The following is a 17,102-nucleotide window of genomic DNA, read 5'->3' on the forward strand; positions in this document are numbered from 1 at the left end:
TCTCCGGTCTCCCCGATGCCCCGGAGCGCCCACCGGCACAGGCCGGAGGCGACTCCCTACGTCGACCTCACCCGATCCGAGTGGAGCGTGCTGCGCGAAAAGACGCCGCTGCCGCTGACCGCCGAGGAGGTCGAGAAGCTGCGCGGTCTGGGCGATGTCATCGACCTCGACGAGGTGCGGGACATCTATCTGCCGCTGTCCAGACTGCTCAATCTGTATGTCGGCGCCACGGACGGGCTCAGAGGAGCGCTGAACACCTTCCTCGGCGAGAAGGGCTCCCAGTCCGGCACCCCGTTCGTCATAGGGGTGGCCGGATCGGTCGCCGTCGGCAAGTCCACCGTCGCGCGCCTGCTGCAGGCCCTGCTCTCCCGCTGGCCTGAACACCCGCGCGTCGAACTGGTGACCACGGACGGTTTCCTGCTCCCCACCAAGGAGCTGGAGGCACGCGGTCTGATGTCGAGGAAAGGTTTCCCCGAGTCGTACGACCGTCGGGCCCTCACCCGGTTCGTCGCCGACATCAAGGCGGGGAAGGACGAGGTCACGGCCCCCGTCTACTCCCACCTGATCTACGACATCGTCCCCGACCAGCGGCTCACCGTCCGCCGTCCGGACATCCTCATCGTCGAGGGCCTGAACGTCCTGCAGCCCGCCCTCCCGGGCAAGGACGGCCGCACCCGCGTCGGCCTCGCGGACTACTTCGACTTCAGCGTGTACGTCGACGCCCGCGCCGAGGACATCGAGCGCTGGTACCTCAACCGGTTCAAGAAGCTCCGCCAGACCGCCTTCCAGAAGCCCGACTCCTACTTCCGCAGGTACACGCAGGTCTCCGAGGAGGAGGCGCTCGACTACGCCCGCACGACCTGGCGCACCATCAACAAGCCCAACCTGCTGGAGAACGTGGCCCCCACCCGCGGCCGCGCCACCCTCGTCGTGCGCAAGGGCCCGGACCACAAGGTGCAGCGCCTGAGCCTGCGCAAGCTGTAGGGACGGGCCGCAGGACCGTCATCCCGTGCGGGTAGCCTGCGCCGCATGCTGCATCTGCGCCTGATCACCCCGGCCGACCGCACCGACGACGTCGTACGGCTGATCGAGAGGACCGTGGGCACGACCCATCTCGTCGTGCTCACGGGCGCCGCCCGCAACCCGGCCGGAGACGTCGTCATGTGCGACGTGGCGCGCGAGGCGGGGGACGAACTGATCGGCGGGCTGCGGGAGATGGAGCTCGACCGGACCGGGTCGATCGCCGTCGAGAACATCGACCTGTCGCTGTCGAAGCGCGCCGAGAAGGCCGAGGAGGAGGCGCCGGGCGAGGGCGCGGACGCGGTGCTGTGGGAGCACCTGGCCGACGCGACGCACGAGGAGTCGACGCTCTCGGTGACCTACGTCGCCTTCCTCACGCTCGCCACGATGATCGCGGCCTGTGGTGTGGTCCTCGACAACGCGATCCTGATCGTGGGCGCGATGGCGGTGGGCCCGGAGTTCGGGCCGCTGGCCGGCATCTGCACGGCACTGGTCCAACGCGTGCCCCGGCTGGCGTGGCGCTCCCTGAACGCCCTGCTCGTGGGCTTCGCGGTGGCGTTGGTGGTGACGGTCGGCTTCACGTACTTCATGGACGCGGTGGACCTTTTCAGCGCGGTCAAACTGGACGCCGAGCGGCCCAACACCAACTTCATCTACCGTCCCGACTGGTTCTCGTTCGTCGTCGCGGTCCTGGCCGGCGCGGCCGGCACCCTCTCGCTGACCTCGGCGAAGTCGGGCGCGCTGGTCGGGGTCGCCATCTCCGTGACCACGGTTCCGGCGGCGGCGAACGCGGCCGTGGCGTTCACCTATGGCGAGTACCGGCAGGCCTGGGGCTCCATCGAGCAGCTGCTGCTCAACCTGCTGGGCATCGTGCTGGCCGGTACGTTCACGCTGGTCGTCCAGAAGTGGCTCTGGGCCCAGCAGCGTGAACGTGCCGCCCGAACAGGTCGGTTCTAGCCCAGCGCCGACTTCACCGCGTCCGCGAGCCGCCCCGCCACCGACCGCGCGTGGTCGATGTCGGCGGCCTCGACCATGACCCGGACGAGCGGCTCGGTGCCGGAGGGACGCAGCAGCACCCGGCCGGTGGAGCCGAGTTCCCGCTCGGCCTCGGCGACCGCGGCCGCCAGTTCGGCGGAGCTGTTCACGCGCGTGCGGTCGACGTCGGGGACGTTGATGAGGACCTGCGGCAGCCGTTCCATGACGGACGCGAGGTCCTGGAGCGTACGGCCGGTCTGGGCGATCCGGGCCGCCAGCAGCAGGCCGGTCAGCGTGCCGTCGCCGGTGGTGGCGTGGTCGAGGATGATCACGTGCCCGGACTGCTCGCCGCCGAGCGCGTAGTTGTGCTCCTTCATCTCCTCCAGGACATAGCGGTCGCCGACCGCGGTCTGGATGAGGGAGACGCCCTCGCGCTCCATGGCCAGCTTGAAGCCCAGGTTGGACATGACCGTCGCGACAACCGTGTCGGAGCGCAGTGCGGAACGCTCCCGCATCGCCAGCGCGAGCACGGCCAGGATCTGGTCGCCGTCCACCTCGGCACCCGTGTGGTCCACGGCGAGACAGCGGTCGGCGTCACCGTCGTGCGCGATGCCGAGGTCGGCCCCGTGCTCGACGACGGCGGCCTTCAGGAGGTCGAGGTGGGTGGAGCCGCAGCCGTCGTTGATGTTCAGGCCGTCGGGCGCGGCGCCGATCGTGATGATCTCGGCACCGGCCTGCGTGAAGGCCTCAGGAGACACTCGGGCGGCGGCGCCGTGCGCCTCGTCGAGGACGACCTTCAGGCCGTCGAGGCGGTTCGGGAGCACGCCGAGGAGATGGGCGACGTACTGGTCGAGCCCCTCGTCATACGCACGCACGCGCCCGACCCCGGCGCCGGTGGGCCGGTCCCAGGGCGCACCGGTGCGGTGCTCCTCGTAGACGCCCTCGATCCTGTCCTCCAGCTCGTCGGCGAGCTTGTGGCCGCCGCGGGCGAAGAACTTGATGCCGTTGTCGGGCATGGCGTTGTGGCTGGCCGAGAGCATCACGCCGAGGTCGGCGCCCAGCGCGCCGGTGAGGTACGCCACCGCGGGGGTGGGCAGCACACCGACGAGCAGGACGTCCACACCCGCGCTGGCCAGACCCGCGACCACAGCGGCTTCCAGGAACTCCCCGGACGCGCGCGGGTCCCGCCCGACCACTGCCACCGGCCGGTGGCCCTCGAACGTACCCGCCTCGGCCAGCACATGTGCCGCCGCCACGGAGAGACCGAGCGCCAGCTCGGCCGTCAGATCCGCGTTGGCGACACCGCGCACGCCGTCCGTGCCGAAGAGTCGTCCCACTGGTGTCCTCCTGATGAAGCTCAGTTTTCGGAAGTCATCCGATCATGCAAGCCTTTGAGCGCCTTGTGCCGTTATACGCCCTGGGCTGTGATAAACGAACGCCCCGGCGGCACACAGCGTGCCGCCGGGGCGAACGGTCGTACGAATACGCAGCAGCCAGTGATTAACGCTTGCTGTACTGCGGAGCCTTACGGGCCTTCTTGAGACCGGCCTTCTTGCGCTCGACCGCACGGTCGTCGCGCTTGAGGAAGCCGGCCTTCTTCAGGGCCGGGCGGTTGTTGTCCACGTCCGCCTCGTTCAGCGCGCGGGCGACACCGAGACGGAGCGCACCGGCCTGACCGGAGACGCCGCCACCCGAGATGCGGGCGATGACGTCGTAGCGGTTGTCGAGCTCGAGCACCTTGAAGGGCTCGTTGACTTCCTGCTGGTGCACCTTGTTGGGGAAGTAGTCCTCAAGGGTGCGACCGTTGATCTTCCACTTGCCGGTGCCCGGGACGATCCGGACGCGGGCGATCGCGTTCTTGCGACGGCCCAGGCCGGCGGCCGGCTGCGGGTCGCCGAAGCGGCCCGCGAGCGACTCCGAGGTGTACTCGCCCTCGACGGGGACCTCGGACTCGGTGGTGTAGTTCTCGATGTCGACGAGCTCAGTCTCTTCGACCGGCTGCTCAACGGTGGTCTCGGCCACGATTCTCCTCAGATTCTTTTCTGTCTTAGGGGGTGGTGGCCGGAACTACTGCGCGACCTGGGTGATCTCGAACGGGACCGGCTGCTGAGCAGCGTGCGGGTGGTTCTCGCCCGCGTAGACCTTCAGCTTCGAGAGCACCTGACGGCCCAGGGTGTTCTTGGGGATCATGCCCTTGATGGCCTTCTCGATGGCCTTCTCGGGGTTCTTGGCCAGCAGCTCGTCGTAACGGACGGAGCGCAGACCACCCGGGTAGCCGGAGTGGCGGTACGCCAGCTTCTGGGTCTTCTTGTTGCCGGAGAGGTGCACCTTGTCGGCGTTGATGATGATGACGAAGTCACCAGCATCGACGTGCGGCGCAAAGATCGGCTTGTGCTTGCCCCGCAGGATGTTCGCGGCAGTGGTCGCCAGACGGCCCAGGACGACATCCTGGGCGTCGATGACGTACCACTGGCGAGTGATGTCGCCGGGCTTGGGGCTGTACGTACGCACGGTCGTAGCCTTCGCTTCTTCAGTGAGTGGGTCCTGACATGGCCACCACGGACGATCACGACAGCCCTGACCGCACCTCGGTGACGCATACCGAGTGCTGGTCGCTGGTCATCGGCCCCGGTGGACCGGTGTAAGGGCCCCTCACGTGAGAATGAGCAAGCCAATACACATAACGAACTGCAAGAGTACCCGCGGTTGCCCGGACGGGTCAAAACGCGGGTTCGCGACCCGAGTGCCTGGGCACTCAGGGCCACGCGAACAGTCCTTGTGAACAGAGTAAGGCAGTCCTTTCTTCCGCAACGGTCCGACTACCCGGCGTCACCGGACGGCCGATGCCGGGGAGCCTGTCGAAGCGTGTCGCACCAACCACCCGGAGATGTCAGTTTTGCCCGTGCGCACTCAGGTCACGCTAGGGGCTCAAGTGCCCTCCGGTGCGGAACGCCACCCCCCGGAGCCCGTCTAAGATGCGCCCCATGAGTTATGGGCAGGGTGGGCAGGGGGAGCCTCCGTGGGATCCCTGGAAGCCTGGTTCTCAGCAACCCGATTGGGGACGTCGGAACCAGACTCCGGACTGGGCGGCACTCGCCGAGGCGTCCGAGACACGCAACCGTAGGCGCAGACTGCTGGTGATCGTCGGCTCGGCGGTCGCCACGATCGCGGTCGGCGCCGCCGTCGCCGTGGCCGTCGTCTCCTCGAACGGGGACAACCAGGCCGGGAACACGCCCAGCAAGCTGCCCGTCACCGCGAGCATCCCGAGCGACAGCACGGCGCCGGTACCGACGTTCGCGCCGACCTCGGCGCCGCCGCCGCTGGATCCGATGGACTTCATATCCAGCGTGCAGAAGGACACCGCGCCGCTCAGCCCGGACATCCTCTTCCCCGGTTCGCAGCTCACGATGGGTGACCGCGTCTACCGCAAGGGCCCCACCGCCTCGACGACGAACTGCGCGTCGGCCGTGCAGGGCACGCTGCCCGCGGTGCTCAACAAGAACGACTGCACCCGGATGATGCGCGTCACCTACAGCAAGGACGGCGTCTCGGTGACCGTCGGCGTCGCGGTCTTCAACACCGCGGCCCAGGCGGCCAAGGCGAAGTCCGAGGCGGACAGCAAGAGCATCATCACCTCACTGTCCGGCCAGGGCGTCGCCAACTTCTGCCGTACGGCGGTCTGCCGCTCGACCACCAACTCCTACGGCCGTTACGCCTACTTCACGCTGGCCGGCTTCACCAACGGCAAGGACGTGACGACGAAGGACGCCAAGGTCTTCACGACCGGCGACGACCTGGCCGAGTTCGCCTTCCGCCAGATCCGCCGCCGCGGCGAGGCCCAGGCGTCGACGGCGGCCAACCAGTAACCGGCCGGCCGCCGCCGTACCCGGGCCCCGGGTCACTTGTTCTTCATGCGCAGCCGGATCGGCACCACCGCCGACTCCAGCTGCGTCTTCAGCGTCATCTTCGAGACCCCCTCGGTCCGCTCCTCGAAGCGGATCGGGATCTCGACGGCGCTGTGCCCCGCCCGTACGGCCTTGTACTTCAACTCGACCTGGAAGCTGTAACCGGCGCTGTCCAGCGTGGCCAGGTCGATGTCGCGCAGGGCCTGGGCCGACCACAGGTTGAACCCGGCCGTGATGTCCCGGATCCGGGTGCCGAGTACGGTACGGGCGTACCGGTTGGCGAAGCGGGAGAGCAGGACGCGGTGCGCGCCCCAGTCCTCGTCCAGCGAGCCGCCCTCGACGTACCGGCTGCCGATGACCAGCCCCACCCCGTTGGCCAGGGCCGTGCCGAGCATCCGGGGCACGGCCTCGACGGGGTGGCTGCCGTCGGCGTCCATCTGGACGACGTACTCGGCGCCCTCGTCGAGCGCGAGGCTCATCCCGGCCGCGTAGGCGCGCCCGAGTCCGTCCTTCTCGGTGCGGTGCAGCACGCTCATCCGGCGCCGCCCCTTGGTGTTGTACTTCTCCGCCAGCTCGTCGGCGATCCTGCCGGTGCCGTCCGGGCTGGAGTCGTCCACGATCTTCAAGTGCAGCCCGTCGAGCGGCAGTTGAAGCACCGCTTCGGCCATTCTCGGCAGGTTGGCCGCCTCGTTGTAGGTCGGCATCACCACGGTCACCGCGGTGTCCGCCCCCATGTCGTGCGTCAAGCCCTTCTCCCCTCCCCGCCGGGCGCTGGACGTCCCAGCGCCCGGAATTCCCAGCCCGCCGCGGTCCAGCGGTCCGCGTCGAGCACTCCTCTGCCGTCCACGATCCGCGGACGGGACACCAGGGCGGCCAGCGGCCCCGGATCCAGCTCCCGGAACTGCGGCCACTCCGTCAGATGCAGCACGAGGTCCGCCCCGCCGAGTGCCTCCTCGGCCGAGACGGCGTAACCGAGCAGCGGATACGCCTTGCGGGCATTGTCCATCGCCTCGGGGTCGTAGACCGTGACGTCGGCGCCGTCGAGCCGCAGCCGGGCGGCCACGTTCAGCGCGGGCGAGTCGCGGATGTCGTCCGAGTCCGGCTTGAACGCGGCGCCCAGGACGGCGATCCGGGCCCCGAGGACCCCTCCCCCGCACAGTTCCCGGGCGAGCGCGACCACCTTGTCGCGGCGGCGCATGTTGATGGCGTCGACCTCGCGCAGGAACCCGAGCGGGACGCCGAGCTCGTCGGCGCGGTGCGCGAAGGCGCGGATGTCCTTGGGCAGACAGCCGCCGCCGAACCCGACACCCGCGCGCAGGAACTTCGCGCCGATCCGGTCGTCGTGGCCGATGGCCTCGGCCAGGACGGACACGTCGCCGCCAGCCGCCTCGCACACCTCCGCCATCGCGTTGATGAACGAGATCTTGGTGGCGAGGAAGGCGTTGGCGGCCGTCTTGACCAGCTCGGCGGTCGGGAAGTCCGCGGTGACCAGCGGCGTCCCGGCAGCCAGGACCGGGGCGTACACCTCCCGCAGGATCGCCTCGGCACGTGCGGAGCCGACGCCGAACACCAGCCGGTCGGGCCGCAGGGTGTCCTCGACGGCGAAGCCCTCGCGCAGGAACTCGGGGTTCCAGGCGACCTCCACGTCATGGGTGTCCGCGAGCCGCCGGGCCGTTCCCACCGGCACGGTCGACTTCCCGACGAGCAGCGCGTCCTGCGCCGCGTGCGCGGCGATCGCCGCGAACGCCGCGTCGACGTACCGCAGGTCGGCACCGTCGCAGTCGGTCCGCTGCGGGGTCCCGACGCACACGAAGTGCACCTGCCCGAAAGCCGCCGCCTCCTCGTAGGAGGTGGTGAACCGCAGCCGTCCCGAGGCGAGATGCCCCCGGACGAGTTCACCGAGCCCGGGCTCGTGGAAGGGCACCCGCCCGGCGGCCAGCGCGGCCACCTTGTCGGCGTCGACATCGACCCCGAGCACCTCGTGCCCGAGCTCCGCCATACAGGCGGCGTGGGTGGCACCGAGATAGCCGGTGCCGATGACTGTGAGCCGCATGAGCACGGCCTTTCCTACGGGATCAGGAACAAAAAAGGTGAGCGGCGACCGGCGTTCAGGACGTCTTCGTCCAGATCTGGTACGTGCCCGAGCCGCCCGAGCTGAGCTTGAACGGGATCGCGCCGACCAGGCGGTAGTGCCCGCTCTCGCGCACCTGCCGCTCGAGGTACTTGTCGAGCTCCGGGGTGGCGATGCCATCCAGGACGACGAGGTCGAAGTAGCCGTCCTTCAGAGCGAGTCGGTAACCCTCGTTGCCGTGGTGGACGACGCCCTTTTTGTCCGCGTACCCGATGCCGTACGTCGAGGTCCACTGAGAGTGTTCCGTCTTGTCCCGCAGGTAGTAGACAGGAACCTCGTACGTGGCACCCAGATACTTGCCCTTGGGCTTCATGTACGGCTCGATCGCCTTGACGAGCGGCGTCGAATCCGGCCACAGGCCGAAGCGCCATTCCGACTGCGAGACACCGAGGCACAACGCGGTGACCCAGATCAGGATGCCCAGCTGGGGGTAGCGGAAGTGTTTGCCGACCAGGCGGATCACGCCGATCCCCGCCATCGGCGCGGCGAAGAGCAGACCGAAGTCCAGGTGCTTGTAGAGCGAGACGGAGGTCTGCAGATGGATCTGGTACGCCGGAGCCAGCAACGCCGTGCCCGTCAGCAGCAGCCCGAGCAGCGTGCGCCAGCGCCAGCCCGGCCCGTGCAGCCCGTACGAGCGCGGGGACTCGTTCATCCGGCCCCGGCGCGCGTAGAAGAACGCGCCCGCGCAGGCCGTGGCGAACATCAGCCCGCCCCACTCCCCCGACTTCTCCAGGAGATCCATGGCGGCATCGGTACCGTGCGCACGGTTGGTGGTGGTCTGCTTCACGCCCGCCAGGACGTTCGTGTACATCAGCCCGACGCCGACGAGCACACCGGTGCCCACGGCCAGCAGGGCCGCCCGCCACAGAGAGCGCCAGCCGCGGTAGTGCCAGCTCGTCAGCGCGGCGAGCACGATCAGAGTGGGCACGTACAGCGCGGACGCGTACTTCACCGCGACGGCGAGGACCATCACGGGTGCCGCGAGCAGCACGACGACCGCGGGCGCCCGGTTGGTACGTACGACGATCCAGGCGGCCAGGGCGAGGAGGAAGATCGCGGGCGCGTCGTAGGTGGCGAACCAGCCCAGCACGATCGTCGGCTGAGTGACCGCGAACAGGGCGGCGGCCACCAGCGCGACGCGCTCGTTGAACATGCGCCGGGTGAAGGAGTACAGCAGGCTGGTGGCGCCCAGCATGCACAGCAGGCTGAGCAGCCGCGCTCCGGACAGCCCGAAGTATCCGTCGACGACCGCGGCCGCCACCGGGTACAGCATCGGCGACCCCGAGAAGTACGACTCGTAACCGCTGTGCAGCGGTGTGCCGTTCATCAGGTGGTCGATGATGTTATGCCCGGCCGCCAGGTACAGGGCCTCGTCCTGGAAGGCGGTGTTGGACAGGCGCAGCGACAGCACGGCCTGGATCGCCAGGACGAACAGCAGCACCCCACGGCTCACCCAGGAGCGTCGCCGACTGGGGGTGTCGTCCCACCCGGCGTCCGGCGTCTCCGGAATCGTGTACGCGGGTTCGGCGGGCACCTGCTGCTCGACGGTGCGCAGCGCGTACGTGGGCTGGTCGCCGTGCCGCTGCTCGGGAATGGCCGGAGCGTACTGCTGCTGCTCCTGGTACTGCCCTTGGTACTGCTGCTGGTACTGGCCTTGGTACTGCTGCTGGTACGCCGCCGACTCACCCTCGGAGTTGAACCACGTGCCATCCTCCTCGTCCGCGCCGTACGGGTCGTAGGGCTGCGGCGTGTAGTGGTTCTGTCCGGCGTTCATCGCGACTTCCGTATGTCGAAGCCGAAGAGGTCGTTCGCGGCGAGGCGCTTGAACTCCTCGAGGGCCAGCGGGCTCGCCTCCAGCCGCCAGTCGGCACGCTTGCGGTGGTTGAACCAGATGAAGCCGATCATGTTGTCGTCGGCCTCCACACCCGCGAAGAGGTTGCGGATGTCGGCGCGACGCCGCTCGCCGGGCATGGCCCCGGTCTCCAGGAGCAGCATGGGCTTCTTGGTGAAGGTGCGGATCTGGTCCCGGGTCGGGCCGAAGACGCTCTCGAAGGCGTTGTCCTCGCCAAGCGTGAAGTAGCCGACGAGGCCGACCCAGTCGACATAGCCGTCGCCCGGGTAGTACGGCTTCAGCTTGACGGTCTTGACCGGGTTGATGATGTTGGGCGCCCAGGCCCAGATCACGTTCGAGGCCCCGGCGTCGAGGAACGTGTCGTGGATGTGCCGCCAGGCGGCCACGTACTGCTGGGGCGTGACGCTCTGGGTGCCCCACTTCTCCCAGTGGCCGTTCATCTCGTCGGCGAAGTCGATCACGACGGGCAGGTTCAGCTTCCGGACCGCCGTCGCGTACTTCTTGATGTACGCGTCCGACTTGCCGGCCGCGATGTCGGTGAACGAGACGTCGAAGGGCTCCCAGGACATCAGCGTCAGGGCGCCCTCGCCCCAGGCCTTGCGGACCCCGCTGGCGTCGAAGCCGTCGCCCCACCCTGCGTAGTACTCGATCAGGTTCGGCTGTTTGCCGGTCATCTTCGTGTACGCGTCGACGTTCTTCATCGAGGTCGGGGCGCCCTCGACGGCCGCTCCGTAATATTTCTTCGCCGGCTTGAGCAGCGGGACGACGTCGTACGGGACGTTCGACTCGGCGCTCGCCGAGGACTCCGGCTTCGCGCCTCCGGAGGAGGCCGACGAGTCGGTGTCCTCGCCGAGCAGCGAGCAGCCGCTGAGCATGAGCAGCGCGGAGAGCGCGAGCACGGCGGACCGTGCGCGGGTGGACAACATCAGGCGGCCGCCTCCGCTCGGGGCTGGACCAGAACGCGGCCCACGACGAGGGCGTAGAAGAGTCCGGAGGACAGGATCAGGGCGAAGTCGGGGGCGTTCATCGTGAACATCCGCCATGCCCCGGCGCCCACCCAGATCAGAGCGGTGCCGCCGCTCCACATCCACATGCCGATCCAGAAGCGCCGGGTCTTGTTCTTCTTGGCACCGGAGGAGCCGGTCGGCTGCCAGCCCATGCGGTTCTTGCGGAGGATGTCCCAGATCGCGAAGACATGGGCCCAGCCATACATCATGCGGGCCGCCCAGGCCTCGAGCCGGTAGGGGGCCTTGTGCCACATAGGGAAGATGATCGTGGTGTAGACGATGCTGGGCACCACCAGGAGCAGATTCTCGACCTTGAGCTTCTCCGGCATCATCAGCAGCAGCACGATCGGGATCACCGGCGCCGCGAAGGTGAACAGCGCCGTATGGATGTAGTAGAAGAAGCCCGACATGTAGCAGAGGCGGCTGGACAGCTTGATCTTCCGCTGCCAGAACTTCTTGCTGCCGAGCAGGCTCATCGAGCCCGAGCACCAGCGGTACTGCTGGTTGAAGAAGGCGCCCGCGCTGTCCGGGCAGACCCCGGTGGAAACGGCGACCGGCACGTACCGCAGATCCCAGCCCAGGCCGCGCAGGTCGAAGCCCGTATGGACGTCCTCGGAGTGCTCGATCAGCGTGGTCCCGCCGTTGGTGTCCAGGGCGGCCCGCCGGTAGATGGCACAGGAGCCGACGCAGATCGCGCCGTCGCTGCCCTGCCGGGACACCTGGACGGAGCGGTAGAACAGCTCCTGCACGGCGCCCGCACCGCGCTCGATCCAGTTCTGCGAGTCCAGGACGCGGAAGTACTGCGGGGACTGGACGATCCCGACGCGCGGGTCCTCGGCCATGTACGGCAACAGCTCTTCTAGCAGGTCGGCGCGTGGCGTGAAGTCGGCGTCGAGGATGAGGCAGAACTCACCGTCCGACTGCCCGAAACCGAAGTGCAGATTGCCCGCCTTCTTGAACCAGCCGCGGTTCTCCCGGGTGCCGTAGCGGAACCCGAAGTCGTGCGCCATCGCCTCGAGCTCGGAGCTGGCCCCGTCGTCGAGCACGAACGGAACACAGACGCCCGGATACCGGTCGGCCATCGCCCGCACATGCGTCCAGGTGTTGTGCAGCACCTCGATGGGCTCACCGCACACCGGCAGGAAGACGTCGACCGAGGGATAGACCTCGGGCCGCCAGTTCGCCACCAGACGCCGGTGGTACTTGATGTCGAAGTCCCGCGTGAAGCCGTTCACCCGCAGCGAGATCAGGTAATAGATCACCGTGAAGACGAGCAGCGGCGTGTAGATCCACAGCACCGGCGTGGACTGCGCCAGCTTGAACTGGCTCACGATCAGGCAGAGAAAGCTGACCAGCGAACTGATCGTCAGAATCCACAGATGCCGCTTGGCGTACGAGTACTTCTCAGCCTCGCTGGGCGGCAGCGGCAGCAATCCCAGGGAGACCTGGCCGCCGCGCCCCGCTCTTCGCCTTCCGCTCTGCCGCGTAGCGCGGCGTCCACCCGCGCGGACAGGACCAACTGAACTCATGCAAAACCCACCCCCGGGCCGGTAACGACCCGTTGACCCCCACCCTCGCCCCAGCCACCCCATTTCGAACTATTGGCCGGGAAGCGAAATCATATCCGGGAGGTAAGCGCTTCGTAAGATACAACCTGCGCACTAAGTCGGATATCACACATGATGGGCGATATAAACAGAGAACATCCCGGTTACGCGCGCATTTCGGCACGCTGCAAAACGGGACCAATCTCCCTGTGCAGGGAGACCGAGATCACGTCAGCAGCAGCCGCGACCCGGCAGCGTCCGCCGGTTTCGCGCCTCCTTGTTGCGCGCGGCGAGCAGTTCGTCCGCCGGGTAGCCGACCTCCTCCAGGGTCAGCCCGTGCGGCCGTACGACATGAACGGCCGAGTCCCGTACGCCGGCCGCGAGCACCTTCCCGGGCCAGTCGGGCCCCCGATGCCCGTCCCCCACGAACAGCAGCGCGCCGATGAGCGAGCGCACCATGTTGTGGCAGAAGGCGTCCGCGCGGACGGTGGCGGTGATGATCCCGTCGTCCCCGCGCACCAGGCTCAGCTCCTGGAGCGTACGAATGGTCGTGGCGCCCTCGCGCTTCTTGCAGTAGGCGGCGAAGTCATGCTCGCCCACGAGCCGCTCGGCCGCCTCGTTCATGGCGTCGACGTCCAACGGCCAGTCGTGCCACAGGACGTGCCCCCGCAGCAGGGGGTCCACTCCCCCGGCGTTGTCGGTGACGCGGTAGGCGTACCGCCGCCAGATCGCGGAGAAGCGGGCGTTGAACCCGCTGGGGGCCTCCCGCAGGGACCACACCCGCACGTCCTTGGACAGCCGTCCGGCCAGCCGCTTGAGCAGCTTCTCCTCGTGCTCCGCCCACAGCTCGACGGGCAGATCCACGTGCGCCACCTGGCCGCGCGCGTGCACACCGGCGTCGGTGCGCCCGGCGACGGTCAGCTCGTACGTGGTGTCCCTGGACCGCGTGACGGTCCTGAGGGCGTCCTCGATCTCCCCCTGTACGGTCCGGCGCCCCGAGGCCTGCTTGGCCCACCCGGAGAACGCGGTCCCGTCGTACGACAGATCCAAACGCACCCGTACGAACCCGGGCTGTACTTCGTCACTCACACCTAGATCCTCTCAAGGCCGGCATCGGTGCCGGAAACGCGAAAGCGGGCCCGCCCCCGAAGGGACGGACCCGCTCACAGCCAGGCAGTGCCTCAGGCGTCCTTCGACTCCTCGGCGGGAGCCTCGGCGGCGTCCTCGACCTTGGCGTCCTCGACCTTGGCCGGAGCCTCGGTCTTGACCTCGGCGTCCTTGGCGGCACGCTTGGTCGCCGCCTCGGCCTCACCGGTGGCCTGCTGGGCCACGGTCAGGGCCTCCACCAGCTCGATGACGGCCATGGGCGCGTTGTCGCCACGGCGGTTACCGATCTTGGTGATACGGGTGTAGCCACCCGGGCGGTTCTCGTAGCGCGGGCCGATCTCGGTGAAGAGCGTGTGCACGATGCTCTTGTCCGTGATCACCGAGAGCACCTGACGGCGGTTGTGAAGGTCACCCTTCTTCGCCTTGGTGACCAGACGCTCCGCGTAGGGACGCAGGCGGCGGGCCTTGGCCTCGGTGGTGGTGATGCGGCCGTGCTCGAAGAGCGACTTCGCGAGGTTCGCGAGGAGCAGCTTCTCGTGCGCGGCACTGCCGCCCAGACGGGCACCCTTGGCGGGCTTCGGCATGGTTTCTCCTAGGTGTCTGCCCCGGCCGTATCAGGTACCGGGGTCAGTGTCCGAGCGGGCGATTGCCCGTCGGAGATCCGGCCACCTCTTTCAAGGCACCGGAGGACCCGCGCCCCGTAAGGGGCGCGGGGAACTGCGCGACCAGCCAAGAACCGGCCCGCAGCCTCGAACCGGCTGTGGAACCCGAACTCTTAGTACTGCTCGGTCTCCACAAAGCCCGCATCCGCGTCGTCGTCCGCGCCAAAGGCGTCCGCGGCGGCGGTCGGGTCGAATCCGGGCGGGCTGTCCTTGAGGGCCAGGCCCATGCCGGCCAGCTTCGCCTTGACCTCGTCGATGGACTTCGCACCGAAGTTGCGGATGTCCAGGAGGTCGGCCTCGGAGCGGGCGACGAGCTCACCCACGGAGTGGATGCCCTCACGCTTGAGGCAGTTGTACGAACGAACGGTGAGCTCGAGCTCCTCGATCGGCAGCGCGAGGTCCGCGGCAAGAGCGGCGTCCGTGGGGGACGGGCCCATGTCGATGCCCTCGGCGTCGATGTTGAGCTCGCGAGCCAGACCGAACAGCTCGACCAGGGTCTTACCGGCCGACGCCATGGCGTCACGGGGACGCATGGCCTGCTTGGTCTCGACGTCGACGATCAGCTTGTCGAAGTCGGTGCGCTGCTCGACACGGGTCGCCTCGACCTTGTACGTGACCTTCAGCACCGGCGAGTAGATCGAGTCGACCGGGATGCGCCCGATCTCCTGACCGACCTGCTTGTTCTGAACGGCGGAGACGTAGCCGCGACCGCGCTCGACGGTCAGCTCCATCTCCAGCTTGCCCTTGCCGTTGAGCGTGGCGAGGACGAGGTCGGGGTTGTGCACCTCGACACCGGCCGGGGGCGCGATGTCGGCGGCGGTGACCAGACCCGGGCCCTGCTTGCGCAGGTACATCACGACCGGCTCGTCGTGCTCCGAGGAGACGACCAGCTGCTTGATGTTGAGGATCAGGTCGGTGACGTCCTCCTTGACGCCCGGCACGGTGGTGAACTCGTGCAGAACGCCGTCGATGCGGATGGACGTGACCGCCGCACCCGGGATCGAGGACAGGAGGGTCCGGCGCAGGGAGTTGCCGAGGGTGTAGCCGAAGCCCGGCTCCAGCGGCTCGATCACGAACCGGGAGCGGAATTCGTCGACGACCTCTTCGGTCAACGAGGGACGCTGAGCAATCAGCATGTTGCGATCCTTCAGTCATGGGCGCCCGCTATTTGACGCCCTGCTGCTACTGCAAGGGTACGGGCGGCACGCCTCCGAAAAGGCGTACCGCCCGGAACCTCAAGACAACCGAGCCTCAGACGCGGCGGCGCTTGGGCGGACGGCAGCCGTTGTGCGGGGTGGGGGTGACGTCCTGGATGGAGCCGACCTCGAGGCCAGTGGCCTGGAGGGAGCGGATCGCGGTCTCGCGACCGGAGCCCGGGCCCTTCACGAAGACGTCAACCTTGCGCATGCCGTGCTCCTGCGCGCGACGAGCGGCCGACTCGGCAGCCATCTGCGCGGCGAAGGGGGTGGACTTGCGCGAGCCCTTGAAGCCGACGTGGCCGGCGGAGGCCCAGGAGATCACGTTGCCCGAGGGGTCCGTGATCGAGACGATGGTGTTGTTGAACGTGCTCTTGATGTGAGCGTGCCCGTGAGCGACGTTCTTCTTTTCCTTGCGGCGCACCTTCTTGGCAGCGCCCTGACGACCCTTGGGGGGCATCTATTACTCCTACGGGAGGTGGTCGGTCCTACAGCGAAGACCGCTGATAAGCGTCCGCTGAGGACTACTTCTTGCCCGGCTTCTTCTTACCGGCGATGGCGCGACGCGGGCCCTTGCGGGTACGAGCGTTCGTGCTGGTGCGCTGACCGTGGACGGGCAGGCCACGGCGGTGGCGAATACCCTGGTAGCAGCCGATCTCGATCTTGCGGCGAATGTCGCCCTGGATCTCGCGACGGAGGTCACCCTCGGTCTTGATGTTGGCGTCCACGTACTCGCGGATCTTGACCAGCTCTTCTTCGGAGAGGTCACGAACGCGGGTGTTCGGGTTCACGCCGGTCTCGGCCAGCGTCTGCTGGGAAAGGGTCCGGCCGATGCCGAACACGTAGGTCAGGGCGACCTCCACACGCTTTTCGCGCGGGATGTCAACACCGGAAACGCGTGCCATTCAATGGCTCCAGTTGTCGTTCGGAGGTCTTCCGCAGAACCGGATCCCGCCCGCCGTCCTCTCCTCTTGTCGAAGATTCGGTACGAACCGGGTCCCCGGCCTCCGACCGGGGGTGTCAGGCCTGAGGAGACTCAGTCCTGGATTCTGCGTATGAACATGTACTGCTTGCGTCGCGCGAAGTATCTGCGGATGCAGAAGGTGCGGTCGTGCGTCAGCCCTGGCGCTGCTTGTGGCGCGGGTTTTCGCAGATGACCATGACCCGACCGTGACGGCGGATCACCCTGCACTTGTCGCAGATCTTCTTGACGCTCGGCTTGACCTTCATTGGTGAGGTTCTCCGGGTCAGTGCCACCCCCCGCGTCCCGGAACCGGGAACACGGAGTAAAGGCAAGATCTACTTGTACCGGTAGACGATGCGGCCACGCGTCAGGTCGTACGGAGACAACTCCACCACGACCCGGTCGTCAGGGAGGATGCGGATGTAGTGCATACGCATCTTGCCGCTGATGTGTGCCAGGACCTGGTGGCCGTTCTGGAGCTCGACCTTGAACATGGCGTTCGGAAGAGACTCGACGACAGTGCCCTCGATCTCGATGGCACCTTGCTTCTTGGCCACGCTTCGCCCTTCGAATCGACTACCTTGATCGACTCCGCACGAGCGCATGCAGACATGCGGGTGCACGAGAGCCGACGAGTCAGTCTACGTCAGGCCTCTCGGAAAGACGAATCGAGAAAGAATGCCCCACTACGGAGATCGTTAAGCAACGGGGGTCGCCGGCACGTGGCCGCGAACCC

18 protein-coding genes are annotated in these 17,102 nt (G+C 67.8%); 3 read left to right on the forward strand and 15 right to left on the reverse strand.

Annotation, left to right across the window (positions count from 1 at the left end):
- Positions 1-15 precede the first annotated feature (15 nt).
- Together coaA and ACIRA5_RS12865 are read left to right on the forward strand one after the other, a co-directional pair.
- Complete coding sequence (coaA, locus tag ACIRA5_RS12860) at positions 16-984, forward strand: type I pantothenate kinase (protein ID WP_352046447.1); 969 nt, start codon at positions 16-18, stop codon at positions 982-984.
- Positions 985-1,029: 45 nt separating this feature from the next.
- On the forward strand, positions 1,030-1,977 hold the full coding sequence (locus ACIRA5_RS12865; RefSeq protein ID WP_403690241.1) for a DUF389 domain-containing protein: 948 nt from the start codon (positions 1,030-1,032) through the stop codon (positions 1,975-1,977).
- Here ACIRA5_RS12865 and glmM read toward each other — a convergent pair.
- The 3 genes from glmM to rplM all read right to left on the reverse strand — a co-directional run bounded on the left by glmM (position 1,974) and on the right by rplM (position 4,506).
- Positions 1,974-3,332 (reverse strand): phosphoglucosamine mutase, encoded by a 1,359-nt coding sequence (gene glmM, locus ACIRA5_RS12870; protein WP_403690243.1) that lies wholly within the window; start codon positions 3,330-3,332, stop codon positions 1,974-1,976. The two genes, ACIRA5_RS12865 and glmM, sit on opposite strands and share 4 nt — an antisense overlap.
- Positions 3,333-3,495: 163 nt before the next feature.
- Positions 3,496-4,017 (reverse strand): 30S ribosomal protein S9, encoded by a 522-nt coding sequence (rpsI, locus tag ACIRA5_RS12875; RefSeq protein WP_060895271.1) that lies wholly within the window; start codon positions 4,015-4,017, stop codon positions 3,496-3,498.
- A 45-nt stretch (positions 4,018-4,062) separates the two neighbouring features.
- Positions 4,063-4,506, reverse strand: a complete 444-nt coding sequence (rplM, locus tag ACIRA5_RS12880) for a 50S ribosomal protein L13 (protein ID WP_075028506.1) — start codon at positions 4,504-4,506, stop codon at positions 4,063-4,065.
- 473 nt (positions 4,507-4,979) lie between these two features.
- Here rplM and ACIRA5_RS12885 point away from each other — a divergent pair, with 473 nt between their 5' ends.
- Positions 4,980-5,861: a hypothetical protein gene (locus tag ACIRA5_RS12885; protein WP_403690248.1), complete on the forward strand. Its 882-nt coding sequence runs from the start codon at positions 4,980-4,982 to the stop codon at positions 5,859-5,861.
- Positions 5,862-5,893: 32 nt separating this feature from the next.
- Here the strand turns inward: ACIRA5_RS12885 and ACIRA5_RS12890 are convergent, their stop codons facing one another.
- The 12 genes from ACIRA5_RS12890 to infA form a co-directional block, all read right to left on the reverse strand.
- Positions 5,894-6,634, reverse strand: a complete 741-nt coding sequence (locus ACIRA5_RS12890) for a polyprenol monophosphomannose synthase (protein ID WP_101400129.1) — start codon at positions 6,632-6,634, stop codon at positions 5,894-5,896.
- Positions 6,635-6,642: 8 nt separating this feature from the next.
- Complete coding sequence (locus tag ACIRA5_RS12895) at positions 6,643-7,953, reverse strand: UDP-glucose dehydrogenase family protein (protein WP_403690251.1); 1,311 nt, start codon at positions 7,951-7,953, stop codon at positions 6,643-6,645.
- A 55-nt stretch (positions 7,954-8,008) separates the two neighbouring features.
- Complete coding sequence (locus ACIRA5_RS12900) at positions 8,009-9,805, reverse strand: ArnT family glycosyltransferase (protein ID WP_403690254.1); 1,797 nt, start codon at positions 9,803-9,805, stop codon at positions 8,009-8,011.
- On the reverse strand, positions 9,802-10,809 hold the full coding sequence (locus ACIRA5_RS12905; protein WP_403690257.1) for a glycoside hydrolase family 26 protein: 1,008 nt from the start codon (positions 10,807-10,809) through the stop codon (positions 9,802-9,804). The genes ACIRA5_RS12900 and ACIRA5_RS12905 overlap by 4 nt, the downstream gene beginning before the upstream one ends.
- A complete protein-coding gene (locus tag ACIRA5_RS12910; protein ID WP_403690711.1) occupies positions 10,809-12,224 on the reverse strand; it encodes a glycosyltransferase family 2 protein in 1,416 nt (471 codons plus the stop codon). The genes ACIRA5_RS12905 and ACIRA5_RS12910 overlap by 1 nt, the downstream gene beginning before the upstream one ends.
- A 444-nt stretch (positions 12,225-12,668) precedes the next feature.
- On the reverse strand, positions 12,669-13,526 hold the full coding sequence (gene truA / locus ACIRA5_RS12915) for a tRNA pseudouridine(38-40) synthase TruA (RefSeq protein ID WP_403690259.1): 858 nt from the start codon (positions 13,524-13,526) through the stop codon (positions 12,669-12,671).
- A gap of 92 nt (positions 13,527-13,618) precedes the next feature.
- Complete coding sequence (gene rplQ, locus ACIRA5_RS12920) at positions 13,619-14,128, reverse strand: 50S ribosomal protein L17 (protein ID WP_355302882.1); 510 nt, start codon at positions 14,126-14,128, stop codon at positions 13,619-13,621.
- A gap of 191 nt (positions 14,129-14,319) precedes the next feature.
- Positions 14,320-15,342 carry a DNA-directed RNA polymerase subunit alpha gene (locus ACIRA5_RS12925; protein ID WP_003966937.1) on the reverse strand — a complete coding sequence of 341 codons (1,023 nt, stop codon included), beginning with the start codon at positions 15,340-15,342 and terminating at the stop codon, positions 14,320-14,322.
- Between the two features lie 115 nt (positions 15,343-15,457).
- On the reverse strand, positions 15,458-15,862 hold the full coding sequence (rpsK, locus tag ACIRA5_RS12930) for a 30S ribosomal protein S11 (RefSeq protein ID WP_003956432.1): 405 nt from the start codon (positions 15,860-15,862) through the stop codon (positions 15,458-15,460).
- Positions 15,863-15,926: 64 nt separating this feature from the next.
- Entirely contained in the window at positions 15,927-16,307 is a 381-nt protein-coding gene (gene rpsM, locus ACIRA5_RS12935; RefSeq protein WP_037626962.1) for a 30S ribosomal protein S13, read from the reverse strand.
- Positions 16,308-16,518: 211 nt separating this feature from the next.
- Entirely contained in the window at positions 16,519-16,632 is a 114-nt protein-coding gene (rpmJ, locus tag ACIRA5_RS12940) for a 50S ribosomal protein L36 (protein WP_003998809.1), read from the reverse strand.
- Between the two features lie 69 nt (positions 16,633-16,701).
- Positions 16,702-16,923 carry a translation initiation factor IF-1 gene (gene infA, locus ACIRA5_RS12945; RefSeq protein WP_003948620.1) on the reverse strand — a complete coding sequence of 74 codons (222 nt, stop codon included), beginning with the start codon at positions 16,921-16,923 and terminating at the stop codon, positions 16,702-16,704.
- Between the last annotated feature and the right edge of the window lie 179 nt (positions 16,924-17,102).

This window comes from Streptomyces sp. NPDC096311 (assembly GCF_044763085.1).
Lineage (GTDB): Bacteria > Actinomycetota > Actinomycetes > Streptomycetales > Streptomycetaceae > Streptomyces.